Source organism: Pseudomonas sp. JR33AA, assembly GCF_021378985.1.
Taxonomy (GTDB): domain Bacteria; phylum Pseudomonadota; class Gammaproteobacteria; order Pseudomonadales; family Pseudomonadaceae; genus Aquipseudomonas; species Aquipseudomonas alloputida.
Genome location: NZ_JAJSAW010000002.1, coordinates 164,740 through 177,487 on the forward strand (window position 1 = coordinate 164,740; position 12,748 = coordinate 177,487).

At 62.4% G+C, this 12,748-nt stretch carries 13 protein-coding genes; 7 read left to right on the top strand and 6 right to left on the bottom strand.

The features are described from left to right. Positions 1-125 precede the first annotated feature (125 nt). Genes LVS58_RS04035 through LVS58_RS04055 form a run of 5 tightly spaced genes read left to right on the top strand, consistent with a single transcriptional unit; the run spans position 126 to position 4,202 of the window. Positions 126-932, top strand: a complete 807-nt coding sequence (locus LVS58_RS04035; RefSeq protein WP_003252558.1) for an alkaline phosphatase family protein — start codon at positions 126-128, stop codon at positions 930-932. Continuing rightward, the gene (locus LVS58_RS04040; protein WP_233689984.1) at positions 929-1,759 is read left to right on the top strand and encodes an ABC transporter permease; all 831 of its coding nucleotides are present in this window, start codon (positions 929-931) and stop codon (positions 1,757-1,759) included. Before LVS58_RS04035 ends, LVS58_RS04040 begins: the two co-directional genes overlap by 4 nt. Then, positions 1,749-2,543 carry an ABC transporter permease gene (locus tag LVS58_RS04045; protein WP_233689985.1) on the top strand — a complete coding sequence of 265 codons (795 nt, stop codon included), beginning with the start codon at positions 1,749-1,751 and terminating at the stop codon, positions 2,541-2,543. The genes LVS58_RS04040 and LVS58_RS04045 overlap by 11 nt, the downstream gene beginning before the upstream one ends. Before the next feature lies 1 nt (position 2,544). After that, positions 2,545-3,534 (top strand): ABC transporter ATP-binding protein, encoded by a 990-nt coding sequence (locus LVS58_RS04050; RefSeq protein ID WP_233689986.1) that lies wholly within the window; start codon positions 2,545-2,547, stop codon positions 3,532-3,534. Positions 3,535-3,548: 14 nt separating this feature from the next. Continuing rightward, positions 3,549-4,202 (top strand): HAD family hydrolase, encoded by a 654-nt coding sequence (locus tag LVS58_RS04055; protein WP_233689987.1) that lies wholly within the window; start codon positions 3,549-3,551, stop codon positions 4,200-4,202. 119 nt (positions 4,203-4,321) lie between these two features. Here the strand turns inward: LVS58_RS04055 and LVS58_RS04060 are convergent, their stop codons facing one another. After that, complete coding sequence (locus LVS58_RS04060) at positions 4,322-5,284, bottom strand: NAD(P)H-quinone oxidoreductase (RefSeq protein WP_233689988.1); 963 nt, start codon at positions 5,282-5,284, stop codon at positions 4,322-4,324. Positions 5,285-5,423: 139 nt separating this feature from the next. Here LVS58_RS04060 and LVS58_RS04065 point away from each other — a divergent pair, with 139 nt between their 5' ends. Both LVS58_RS04065 and LVS58_RS04070 read left to right on the top strand, forming a co-directional pair. After that, on the top strand, positions 5,424-7,505 hold the full coding sequence (locus LVS58_RS04065) for a carboxy terminal-processing peptidase (RefSeq protein ID WP_233689989.1): 2,082 nt from the start codon (positions 5,424-5,426) through the stop codon (positions 7,503-7,505). 117 nt (positions 7,506-7,622) lie between these two features. After that, entirely contained in the window at positions 7,623-8,621 is a 999-nt protein-coding gene (locus tag LVS58_RS04070) for an EAL domain-containing protein (RefSeq protein ID WP_233689990.1), read from the top strand. A gap of 438 nt (positions 8,622-9,059) precedes the next feature. Here the strand turns inward: LVS58_RS04070 and LVS58_RS04075 are convergent, their stop codons facing one another. From LVS58_RS04075 to pcaQ, 5 genes are all read right to left on the bottom strand, one after another. Next, the gene (locus LVS58_RS04075; protein ID WP_003252539.1) at positions 9,060-9,428 is read right to left on the bottom strand and encodes a hypothetical protein; all 369 of its coding nucleotides are present in this window, start codon (positions 9,426-9,428) and stop codon (positions 9,060-9,062) included. Beyond that, positions 9,425-9,763 carry a helix-turn-helix domain-containing protein gene (locus LVS58_RS04080; RefSeq protein WP_003252538.1) on the bottom strand — a complete coding sequence of 113 codons (339 nt, stop codon included), beginning with the start codon at positions 9,761-9,763 and terminating at the stop codon, positions 9,425-9,427. The genes LVS58_RS04075 and LVS58_RS04080 overlap by 4 nt, the downstream gene beginning before the upstream one ends. Before the next feature lie 114 nt (positions 9,764-9,877). Next, positions 9,878-10,315 (bottom strand): YkvA family protein, encoded by a 438-nt coding sequence (locus LVS58_RS04085; protein WP_233689991.1) that lies wholly within the window; start codon positions 10,313-10,315, stop codon positions 9,878-9,880. Between the two features lie 288 nt (positions 10,316-10,603). After that, positions 10,604-11,356 carry an FKBP-type peptidyl-prolyl cis-trans isomerase gene (locus LVS58_RS04090; protein ID WP_010952765.1) on the bottom strand — a complete coding sequence of 251 codons (753 nt, stop codon included), beginning with the start codon at positions 11,354-11,356 and terminating at the stop codon, positions 10,604-10,606. Positions 11,357-11,641: 285 nt separating this feature from the next. Continuing rightward, a complete protein-coding gene (gene pcaQ / locus LVS58_RS04095; RefSeq protein WP_233689992.1) occupies positions 11,642-12,574 on the bottom strand; it encodes a pca operon transcription factor PcaQ in 933 nt (310 codons plus the stop codon). Positions 12,575-12,748: the final 174 nt, after the last annotated feature.

The following is a 12,748-nucleotide window of genomic DNA, read 5'->3' on the forward strand; positions in this document are numbered from 1 at the left end:
TCTGGGCTTTGTAGTGCCTGATCCGGCCCTTTCGCGGGTAAACCCGCTCCTACGGCGGTGAATGCAGGAGCGGGTCTACCCGCGAAGATGCCAACGCGGTTCATGGGTTCATGACTGGAGAAAACATGCAACACAACGTCATCCTGGTGCTGCTCGACGGCCTCAACTACCAGGTCGCCCACCATGCGATGGGCCACCTGCACGCGTATGTCGAAGCGGACCGCGCCGCGCTGTACCGCGTGGAATGCGAGCTGCCATCGCTGTCGCGGCCGCTGTACGAATGCATCCTCACCGGCGTGCCGCCGATCGACAGCGGCATCGTGCACAACAACATCAACCGCCTGTCCAACCAGCGCAGCGTGTTCCACTACGCGCGCGAGGCCAACCTGGGCACTGCAGCAGCGGCCTATCACTGGATGAGCGAACTGTACAACCGCTCGCCCTTCGACCCGCAGCGCGACCGCCATACCCACGCGCCCAAGCTGCCGATCCAGCATGGGCTGTTCTACTGGGACGACCGTTACCCCGATTCGCACCTGCTGGCCGATGGCGAGTACCTGCGCCGCCGTCACGCGCCCAACTTCCTGCTGGTGCACCCGATGAGCGTTGACGACGTCGGTCACCGCCACGGCCTGGACAGCAGCCAGTACCGCAACGCCGCGCGCAGCGTCGATATCCTGCTGGCTGACTACCTGCCGGGTTGGCTCGAAGAGGGCTACCAGGTGCTGGTGACCGCCGACCATGGCATGAACAACGACCGCTCGCACAACGGCCTGCTGGCTGAAGAGCGTGAAGTGCCGCTGTTCGTGTTTGGCGACGCCTTCAGCCTCGACCCGGCAGCCAAGCCACTGCAGACCGAGCTGTGCGGGACCATCTGCGAACTGCTGGGCGCGGCCCACGACAAGACGGTGTGCCGGGAGTTGCTCAAGTGAACCGTGGCCGCTACCTGGCCCTGCTCTGTCTGCTGCCGTTCGCCGTGTTCTTCGTCATTTTCCAGGTCGCACCGCTGGCCTGGGTGGCGATCAACAGCCTGCAATCGGAGGCCGGCTGGGGCATCGACAACTTCAGCAGGGTGTTCGCCTCCAAGTTCTACCTGCAAGCGTTGCAACGCAGCCTGGAAATCAGCTTCTGGTCGAGCGTGTTCGGCATCATCATCGCGACCCTTGGCGCCTATTCGCTGCGCCAGGTGGACTCGAAGCTACGCGACTTCGTCAGCGCCTTCGCCAACATGACCAGCAACTTTGCCGGCGTACCGCTGGCCTTTGCCTTCATCATCCTGCTTGGCTTCAACGGCGCGCTGACCCTGCTGCTGAAGCAGGTCGGCCTGCTGGAAGACTTCAGCATCTATTCCAAAAGCGGGTTGATCCTGGTGTACACCTACTTCCAGATCCCGCTGGGCGTATTGCTGCTGTACCCCGCCTTCGACGCCCTGCGCGAAGACTGGCGCGAGTCAGCCGCGTTGCTGGGGGCCAAGCACTGGCAGTACTGGCGACACATCGGCGTGCCGGTGCTGGCCCCGGCACTGCTGGGCACCTTCGTCATTCTGCTGGCCAATGCCCTCGGCGCCTACGCCACCGTGTACGCCCTGACCACCGGCAACTTCAACGTACTGCCGATCCGCATCGCCGGCCTGGTGGCGGGCGACATCAGCCTCGATCCGAACCTGGCCAGCGCCCTGGCGATGGTGCTGGTGGGGCTGATGACGCTGGTCACGGTGGTGCATCAATGGCTACTGAAAAGGAGCTACCATGCGCGCTGACCTCCGTTCCGGCGGCTGGTACCACCGCCTTGTGGTCTACCTGCTGTTCCTGATCCTGCTGCTGCCCCTGGCCGGCACCCTCCTCTACTCGCTGGCCACCAGCTGGTCGGCGAGCCTGCTGCCCAGTGGCCTGACCCTGAAGTGGTATGCGGCGCTGTGGAGCGAGCCGCGTTTCCTCGCCGCGTTCGGCCAGTCGCTGGTGGTGTGCGTAGGCGCACTGCTGCTGTCGGTGGTGCTGATCTTGCCACTGCTGTTTGTGGTGCATTACCACTTCCCGCGGCTCGACGCGCTGATGAACATCCTCATCCTGCTGCCATTCGCGGTCCCACCGGTGGTTTCGTCGGTGGGGCTGCTGCAGCTGTATGGCAGCGGGCCGATGGCCATGGTCGGCACACCATGGATCCTGATCGGCTGCTACTTCACCATCGCCCTGCCGTTCATGTACCGGGCCATCACCAACAACCTGCAGGCCATCAACCTGCGCGACCTGATGGACGCCGCGCAACTGCTCGGCGCCAGCACCTGGCAGGCCGCACTGCTGGTGGTGCTGCCGAACCTGCGCCAGGGCCTGATGGTGGCATTGCTGCTGTCGTTCTCGTTCCTGTTTGGCGAGTTCGTGTTTGCCAACCTGCTGGTGGGCACCCGCTACGAGACCCTGCAGGTGTACCTGAACAACATGCGCAACAGCAGCGGCCACTTCAACAGCGCGCTGGTGATCTCCTACTTCGCCTTCGTGCTGGTACTGACCTGGGTCGCCAACCGCCTGAACAAGGACAAGACCTGACATGAGCTTCGTCAGCGTACAGAAACTGCAGAAAAGCTACGCCGGCAGCCCGGTGTTCGAACACATCGACTGCCACATCGAACGCGGCGAATTCGTCACCCTGCTCGGCCCGTCCGGCTGCGGCAAGTCCACCCTGCTGCGCTGCATTGCCGGGCTGACCTCGGTGGACAGCGGGCAGATACTGCTCGACGGCCAGGACATCGTGCCGCTAAGCCCGCAAAAGCGTGGCATCGGCATGGTGTTCCAGAGCTACGCGCTATTCCCTAACATGACCGTGGAGCAGAATGTCGCCTTCGGCCTGCGCATGCAGAAGGTCAAGGCCGACGAAAGCCAACTGCGGGTACACGAGGTGCTGGAGCTGGTGGAGCTGGGCAAGTTCGCCGGGCGCTACCCGCATCAGCTTTCCGGCGGCCAGTGCCAGCGCGTGGCCCTGGCACGTTCACTGGTCACCCGCCCGCGCCTGCTACTGCTCGACGAACCGTTGTCGGCGCTGGATGCGCGTATCCGCAAGCACCTGCGCGAGCAGATTCGCGCCATCCAGCGCGAGCTGGGGCTGACCACCATCTTCGTCACTCACGATCAGGAGGAAGCGTTGACCATGTCCGACCGCATCTTCCTGATGAACCAGGGGCGCATCGTCCAGAGCGGCGATGCCGAAACCCTCTACACCGCCCCCGTGGACCTGTTTGCCGCGGGCTTCATCGGCAACTACAACCTGCTCGACGCCGACAGTGCCAGCCGCCTGCTGCAGCGCCCGGTAGCCAGCCGCCTGGCGATCCGCCCAGAGTCGATCACCCTTGGCGTGCACGGCGAGCTGGACGCCGAGGTGCGCAGCCACAGCCTGCTGGGCAACGTGATCCGCTACCGGGTGCGGGTGCGCGAAGTGGAGCTGGTGGTCGATGTGCTCAACCGCTCGCCGGCCGACTTGCATGCGGACGGAAAACGGGTGAGCGTGTCGATCGACCCCACCGCGCTGCGGGAAGTGGCTTAAGGAGACTCAACACAATGGCACTGGCAATTTTCGATTTGGATGAAACCCTGATCCACGGCGACTGCGCATCACTGTGGAGCGAGCAGATGGCCCGGCTGGGCTGGGTCGACGGCAAGGATTTCCTGCGCCGCGACCATGAACTGATGGAAGCCTACGGCAGGGGCCACCTGCAGATGGAGGACTACATGGCCTTCAGCCTGGAGCCGATTGCCGGGCGTACCCTGGAAGAAGTCAAGCACCTGGTGGCACCGTGGGTCGAAGAAGTGATCGAACCGATCATCTACGGCGACGCCTGCCGATGCATTGCCGAGCACCGCAAGCGGGGGGATCGCATCCTGATCATTTCCGCTTCGGGTACACACCTGGTCGGGCCGATTGCCGCGAGACTGGGCGTGGATGAGTACCTGGCCATCGAGCTGGAGGCTGTGAACGGGGTGTACACCGGCAAGACCCACGGGGTGCTGACCTATCGTGAGGGCAAGATCACCCGGTTGCTGGAGTGGCTGGATCAGGAGCAGGAAAACCTGGAAGGCGCGAGTTTCTATTCCGATTCGAGGAATGACTTGCCGTTGTTGTTGAAAGTGGATCACCCGCATGTGGTGAACCCGGATGCGGTGTTGCGCGAGCATGCCGAGATCAATGGGTGGCCGATTCTGAGCTGGAGCTGAAGCTCTTTGTGGGCTGTGCCGGCCTCTTCGCGGGTAAACCCGCTCCTACATCGCACAGTGCTCAAAATGGTGACGATCGAACGTAGGAGCGGGTTTACCCGCGAAGAAGGCAGCCCCGCTTACGCCAGGCTGGGGTCGATCACCATCACAAGCTTGCCCGAGACCTGGTTGGTCTCCAGCTCGGCATACGCCGCCTGGGCAAACTCCACCGGATAGGTATCGACCAGCTGCGGCGACAACCGCCCCTCGGCAAACAGCGGCCATACGTGCTGCTGCAGTTCGCGCAGCAGATCGGCCTTGAAGCTGTCATCACGGTTGCGCAGGGTGGAACCGGTAATTTCCAGCCGCTTGCCCAGCACTTGGGCCAGGTCCAGCTCAAACTTGCGTCCGCCCATCAGGCCAATGATCACCCAGCGCCCGTCGCGGGCCAACAGCTTGAGGTTCAGCTCACCGTAGCTGGCGCCCACGGGGTCGAGAATCACATCGAACGGGCCGAAACCTTCCAGCTCGTCCAGGTTCTCGTTACGAACCACACCACCCGCAGCGCCCAGCGCCTGGCAGTAGGCCAGACGATCCTGCGAACCGACGCTGACCCACACCGGGCTGCCGAACGCCTTGCACAGCTGAATGGCGGCCGAGCCGACGCCACTGGCACCAGCGTGCACCAGCACCTTCTCGCCAGCCTTTACTGCACCGAGCTGGAAAATGTTCAGCCAGGCGGTGGCATACACCTCCGGCAATGCTGCCGCTTCATGCAGGCCAAGGCCCTCGGGCACCGGCAGTACATGACGGGCGTCGACCACCACTTCCTCGGCCATGGCGCCGCTGGCCAGCAGGGCGCAAACGCGGTCACCCACGCGCCAGGCGGCACCAGCCCCCACCTCTTCAACCACCCCGGAACACTCCAGCCCCATGTATGGGCTGGCACCTGGGGGTGGCGGGTACAAACCTTTCATCTGCAGCAGGTCGGCGCGGTTCAGCCCCGCAGCGGCCACGCGAATGCGCACTTGGCCCGCGTCACAGGTCGGGCGTTCGGCCTCGACCCACTCCACATGTCCGTCAACGCCTTGCAATGCCTTCACAGTGCCTCCATAGTTGAATCATGACTGGGCCTGAGGTCGCTTACCTCAGGCCTTTTGCAGTATTTGCCCGGCTCCATGGAACCGGCAACGGAAAAGACGGCCTACTATGCGTGATCAATTGCCTCCACGTCGAATCAGCATGAAGCATTTCCTTCCAAGCACCGCACTGGCTGTGATGATCGGCCTGGGCAGCCTCACGCTCGGCGGCAATGCGGCGGCCGCCAACAAGTGGGACAGCCTGCAGCCCGACCGTGACGAGATCGTCGCCAGCCTCAACGTGGTGGAATTGCTCAAGCGCCACCACTACAGCAAGCCACCCCTGGACGATGCCCGTTCGGTCATTATCTACGACAGCTACATCAAGTTGCTGGACCCGGCGCGCAGCTACTTCACCGCTGCCGACATTGCCGAATTCGATAAATGGAAAACGCAATTCGACGATTTCCTCAAGAGCGGCAACCTGGACCCGGGTTTCACCATCTACAAACGCTACCTCGACCGCGTCAAGCAACGCCTGGACTTTGCCTTGGCCGAGCTGAACAAGGGCGTGGACAAGATTGACTTCACCACCAATGAAACCTTGCTGATCGATCGCAAGGACGCGCCGTGGATGAAGAACCAGGCCGAGCTCGACGACTTGTGGCGCAAACGCGTGAAAGACGAAGTGCTGCGCCAGAAGATCGCCGGCAAGGAACCCAAACAGATCCAGGAAACCCTGATCAAGCGCTACAAGAACCAGCTTGCGCGCCTGGACCAGACCCGTGCCGAGGACATCTTCCAGGCCTACATCAACACCTTCGCCCAGTCCTACGACCCACACACCAACTACCTGTCGCCGGACAACGCCGAGAACTTCGACATCAACATGAGCCTGTCGCTCGAAGGCATTGGTGCAGTGCTGCAAAGCGACAACGACCAGGTCAAGATCGTGCGCCTGGTGCCAGCAGGCCCGGCAGCCAAGACCAAGCAGGTCGCCCCGGCTGACAAGATCATCGGCGTGGCCCAGGGCAACAAGGAAATGGTCGACGTGGTGGGCTGGCGCCTGGACGAAGTGGTCAAGCTGATCCGCGGCCCGAAAGGCTCGGTGGTGCGCCTGGAAATCATCCCTGCCAGCAATGCGCCTAGCGACCAGACCAGCAAGATTGTGTCCATCACCCGTGAAGCGGTGAAACTTGAAGAACAGGCGGCGAAGAAGTCGGTGCTCAAGCTCAAGCAGGACGGGCGTGACTACAAGCTGGGCATCATCGAGATCCCGGCCTTCTACCTGGACTTCAAGGCCTACCGCGCGGGCGACCCGGAGTACAAGAGCACCACGCGTGACGTGAAGAAACTGCTCACCGAACTGCAGAAAGAGAAAGTCGACGGCGTGGTCATCGACCTGCGCAACAACGGCGGCGGCTCGCTACAGGAAGCCACCGAGCTGACCAGCCTGTTCATCGAGAAAGGCCCGACTGTGCTGGTGCGCAACAGCGACGGCCGCGTCGACGTGCTGGAAGACGAAAACCCGGGGGCCTTCTACAAGGGCCCGCTGGCGCTGCTGGTCAACCGCCTGTCGGCCTCGGCATCGGAGATCTTCGCCGGTGCCATGCAGGACTACCACCGCGCGCTGATCATCGGTGGCCAGACCTTCGGCAAAGGCACCGTGCAGACCATCCAGCCGCTCAACCATGGCGAGCTGAAGTTGACCCTGGCCAAGTTCTACCGGGTTTCCGGGCAGAGCACCCAGCATCAGGGGGTGCTGCCGGACATCGACTACCCATCGATCATCGACACCAAGGAAATCGGCGAGAGCGCCCTGCCAGAGGCCATGCCGTGGGACACCATCCGTCCGGTGGTCAAGCCTGCGGCCGATCCGTTCAGGCCGTTCCTGGCCCAGCTCAAGGCGCAGCATGAGGCGCGCAGCGAAAAGGATGCCGAGTTCACTTACATCCGCGACCGCCTGGCCCTGACCCAGAAGCTGATGAACGAGAAAACCGTCAGCCTCAACGAGCAGGAACGCCGTGCACGCCACGACAGCATCGAGGCCAAGCAACTGGCGCTGGAAAACACTCGCCGCAAGGCCAAGGGTGAAGAGCCGCTGAAAGAGCTGAAGAAAGAGGACGAAGACGCTCTGCCGGTCGAGGATGAAAATACCAAGCCGGAAGACGACGCTTACCTCGCGGAAAGCGGTCGCATCCTGATCGACTACCTCAGTGCCAGCACCAAGGTGGCCAAGAAGTAAGGCACCTCAGGAATGATGGCAGAATAATGCGACCTGTCATCAAACAGTCATCGCGCTGACGTGAAATATGAGGGCCGGGCATGCAGATGCCCGGCCCTTACTTTTCAGGAATCCATCATGACCGTTGCTGAACAGCTCAGTGCCTTGAGTGCCATCCTGGCTCAACGCCGTATTCACAGTCTGTTCCAGCCAATCATGTGCCTGAGTGAACACAGGGTGTTCGGCCATGAGGCGCTGAGCCGTGGCCCGTCCAACAGCCCGCTGCATGCGCCGCTCAACCTGTTCACCATCGCCCGCCAGGCCGGACGCCTGACCGAGCTGGAAGCCGCTTGCCGAGAAAGCGCCTGCCGACGCTTCAGCGAGCAGCAACTGCAGGGCAAACTGTTTCTCAACATCTCACCCGAATCGCTGCTGGAGCCGCACTACCCCTCCGGCCAAACCCTGAAACTGCTCGAACAAATTGGCCTGCCGCCCAGCCGGGTGGTGATCGAATTGACCGAGCACACGCCCACCGACGACTTCCAGCTGCTGTCCAACGCCCTGCACCACTATCGCGACATGGGCTTCTCGATTGCCCTCGACGATCTGGGCGCGGGCTATTCCAGCCTGCGCCTGTGGTCGGAGCTGCGCCCTGAATACGTGAAGATCGACCGGCACTTCATCGACGGCATCCACCGTGACCCGCTCAAGCGCGAGTTTGTAGGCTCGATCTTGCAGATCGCCCGGGCATCCAAGGCACAGGTAATTGCCGAGGGCATCGAGCTTGCCGAAGAGCTGGCGGTGCTGATGGAGATGGGCGTGGACCTGGTGCAGGGCTACTTGCTAGGGCGGCCACAGGAGCGAGGGGTACGCGACAGCGGGCTGTTACCAGCACTGACGCAGGTGCCACTGACCGAACAACCGACAGTGCGCTTGAATGCCACGATCGGGCAACTGCTGGAGCTGTTTGACCGTCACCAGCACCTGGAGGCATTGGAAGTGGTGGATGCCGATGGCAGGGGGCATGGGTTGATTCACAGGGATGCGCTGCCTTTGCCGGCACTTTCGCGGGTGAACCCGCTCCTACGACGGGCTGTGTCCAACCCCCGGTGTGTGTCCACTACCGATCTGGTGTAGGAGCGGGTTTACCCGCGAATACGGTGGCGGCGGCAACGGTGAATGGCCAGGGTTATTGGGCAGCAGGTCCGGCCCTTTCGCGGGTGAACCCGCTCCTACGACGGGCTGTGTCCAACCCCCGGTGTGTGTCCACCACCGAGCTGGTGTAGGAGCGGGTTTACCCGCGAATACGGTGGCGGCGGCAACGGTGAATGGCCAGGGTTATTGGGCAGCAGGTCCGGCCCTTTCGCGGGTGAACCCGCTCCTACGACGGGCTGTGTCCAACCCCCGGTGTGTGTCCACCACCGAGCTGGTGTAGGAGCGGGTTTACCCGCGAATACGGTGGCGGCGGCAACGGTGAATGGCCAGGGTTATTGGGCAGCAGGTCCGGCACTTTCGCGGGTGAACCCGCGCCTACGACGGGCTGTGTCCAACCTCCGTGTGTGTCCCCCCCCGTGTTCAGGCCGTTTCGGGATAGCTGTACTCGAACACTCGAACCACCTCAGAGGCATGCCACGAGGCGGCCTCCATGCCATCGACCGGCCCGGTAAACCGCCCAAGGCGCTCGACACACTCAAAGAAGCCAGTTCGCGGCAAACGGCTGGCGCCTTGGCTGATCACCAGCGAACTGCGCAATGGCTGCTCGGCACGGGCATCCAGCACAGCCAGGTATTCCAGCGCGGCAGTCAGCGTCTGCATGGCCGGGCTGGGTAACTGCAAGCGCTCGATCAGCGCTCGGTATGTCAGCAAGTGACGTTGTCGACGGGCCAGGTCAAGCTCGCCCAGCAGGTTATCCCAGTGCTGACGGCTGATCCTGACCTGGCTCATGATGGCTCGCTCCAGCCAGCTACCCCCAGATGCCAGGCCAGGGCGCGGCGAATGGCAGCATCTGGCTGGCGTTCACCCGATTCGATCATGGCCAGATACGCCGGGCTCACCCCGACATTGCGCGCCAGTTGCTCTGGGGCGATGCCCTTGGCCTGGCGGATCTGGGCGACTTCGCTGAAAGCTGGCAGGGGCGCACTGGCAGCAACACCCTGTGCCTCACTGGAAACCGCCTCGGCAGGCGCCTGCCCTGCAGCACGGAGCAATGCCTGATATTGCTCCCAGGGAACGACGGCGTACTCGGGTTGACCGTCCCGGCTGATGACCTGAATACCCATTACAAACCCCTTTAAGAAGGATTACAGCATGTAATCCGAAGGCATAACCCTTATGCCAATTATATTACCAACTCCGAGGTCTGTGCAGTTCAGGTGAGATTCAGGCCGGTTTCATCACCTGTTGCGCTCCAGCTGCAGCGCTTGTGGGGTAGCCGGCAGGCGCTCGACCACGCGTAGCCGCTCGGGTGCCTGGCTATCGCGCCAGGCCTTGAAACGCGCCAACTCGTCGGCCACGGTTTTCAGCACCCAGCCCAGTACCGCAATGTCATCGAGGAAACCCACCCCCAGCAACCAGTCCGGGATGGCATCGATGGGGCTGACGAAATACAGCAGGCCAGCCACGACAGTGACCAGTGCCTTGGGGCTGATGGCGCGGTACTCCCCCCTCCACCAGGCCAGGCACAGCGACTGCAACAGCTTCACATCTTCACGCAGTTGGCCAAGGCGCGGGCCTTTGCGCGCCACCGCGAACAGCAAGGCCGGCAAACGACCGCGGCTGAGCAGGCGCTCGGCCAACGGCAGGAAACGGGCAAAATTCCAGGGTGCGCTCATGGAGCCTCCGAGAGGAAAAGGTTATCCACATTTATTGTGGATAACCTTGTGAACAGGGCGACGTTTCCGACCCCAGGTGCCTGTCAGGCAAGGGGCCCGGTCAGATCGGGCGTTTTTCACACAGTCGTTTCACGTCATGACTACCTGTGCCGCAAACGATTTGCATCAGAAACATCCTACTTCTTCACGCTGCATTTCCTCGGACAGTATCAGCTGTTGCAGGTTCGTCCAATCGGCACAAACGAAAACGCCCCATCAATGTGGGGCGTTATCGACAACCAGCCAATGTTACTTGGCAGGTGCTTCTTCAGGGGCTTCGGCTTGCGGCTCGGCGCCTTGCAACTGGGCCGGGTCCTTGATGGCGATCAGCTCCAGGTCGAACACCAGTACCGAGTTGGCCGGAATCAGCGGGCTAGGGCTTTGTGCGCCATAGGCCAGTTCAGCCGGGATGAACAACTTGTACTTCTCGCCGACGTGCATCAGCTGCAAACCTTCGACCCAACCTGGGATCACACCGCTGACCGGCAGGTCGATCGGGCTGCCACGCTCGACGGAGCTGTCGAACACCTTGCCATCGATCAGCTTGCCTTCGTAGTGGACAGTGACCACATCAGTCGGTTTGGGCTGCGGGCCGTCGGCCTTCTTGACCACTTCGTACTGCAGGCCCGAGGCAGTGGTAACCACGCCCGGCTTCTTGGCGTTTTCTTCGAGGAATTTCTTGCCGGCGGAGGCGGCTTCTTCGCTGGCCTTGGCCAGGCGCTCCTCGGCGCGTTTCTGCAATGCGGTGAAGGCCTCTACCAGCTCTTCGTCCTTGATGCGTTGTTCTTTCTTGCTAACAGCGTCTTCGATGCCGAGGGCGACTGCTTTCGAATCAAGGTCTTCCATGCCTTCCTGAGCCAGGCTCTTGCCCATGTTCAGGCCGATACCGTAGGAGGCTTTCTGCGCCGGAGTCTTCAGCTCGGGGCTGCTGGCTTGTTGATCGCAGCCAGCCAGTACCAGGCCTACCAGGGCAACCGCAGCCGCCAAACGATGCTGTTTCATGCTATTTCCTTGTTCATGCGCCATGAGGGCAATCAGGGTAAAGCCGCGAGCTTATCAGGCGGCCATGACCAATGGCTACCGGCATAGGAGCGGGTTTTCGTAAGGAAGTTCAGTCGTTGAATGCTTCTTCATCGAAGCGTTACAGCCATTGGCCAGTATTGACCCTTCGTGCCGGGTTTGCCGGGCTTTTGTGGTTTTTTATTTCTGCAGGTTCTGATGGCGTAACCCTCAGGGTGATGGGCGCTTTTCACAGGTGCCAAACCAGATCCTGCAGCTCCGAAGACCTCATGGATACCAACCCTCTCGATATTCCCCCGCCACCTCCCGCAGCACCTCTCCCACCCACTGCCCCGGCAAACTCAACGGCAAGGCGGCATTGCGGCAAATCCCCACCGAGCCGCCGGGTTCGCGCACACCCAGGTCAAGCTCGACCAGTTCGCCACGGCGCAGGTCGAGCAGCACGGCATCACGCGGCGCCACCCACAGCCCATCGCTGCCCAGCAGGTAGCGCCGGCTCAGGGCCAGCGACAGGGTTTCCAGGCGCTGCGCCGGCATCTGGATGCCGCATTGCACGAACAGGCTGTCGGCGTGCTGGCGGATGGTGGTGCCGGCGGGTGGCAGCACCAACGGGTAACGGCTCACCTGCCCCCGCTCCACGGGCGTGCTGGCCAGCAGCGGATGACCCGGGCGCACCACCAGGCTCATCGACTCGCTGTACAGGTGCTCGAACGACAACCCCTGGATTTGCGGACTGTCGGTCATGCGCCCCACCACCAGTTCCAGCTCCCCCAGGTGAAGTTGGCCAAGCAACTGCGCGCTGACCCCGGTGACCACGCTGATCACCAGCGCTTCATGGCGCTGATGCAGACGGCACAGCACCTCAGGCATGAGCAGGCCTTCGACCGTGGACAGCACGCCGATGCGCACCTGCGACGGCGCCCGCGCTTCACCGCGCAGGCTGCTGACGCCATCGCGCAGCGCCTGCACACTGGGCCCAGCGTAACGCATGAAGCGGGTACCGGCCGGGGTCAGCTCGACACCCTGGCGGCTGCGTTCGAACAGGCGCGCCTCGAGCAGGTCCTCAAGCTCCTTGAGGGTCTTGGAAATCGCCGGCTGGCTGATCGACAGGATATCGGCCGCCCTGGCCAGGCTGCCCTGCCGGGCAATCTCCAGGAAACACAGCAGATGGCGGTATTTGATGCGGGTGTCGAGGTTCATGGCAGCAAGCTTACCGCATCGCTACCTGCGGCGTATCCAGGTCTGCCGCCACGTGCTCACACCTGTCCATGCATGTCCAGGCCAGTGACGCACCTGTCACTTCTGCCAGTAGCCGATCCTGGCGAAGCATCGCTCAATAGGCGTTCAGCGGTTTAATTCCGAATGGAGCTCAAC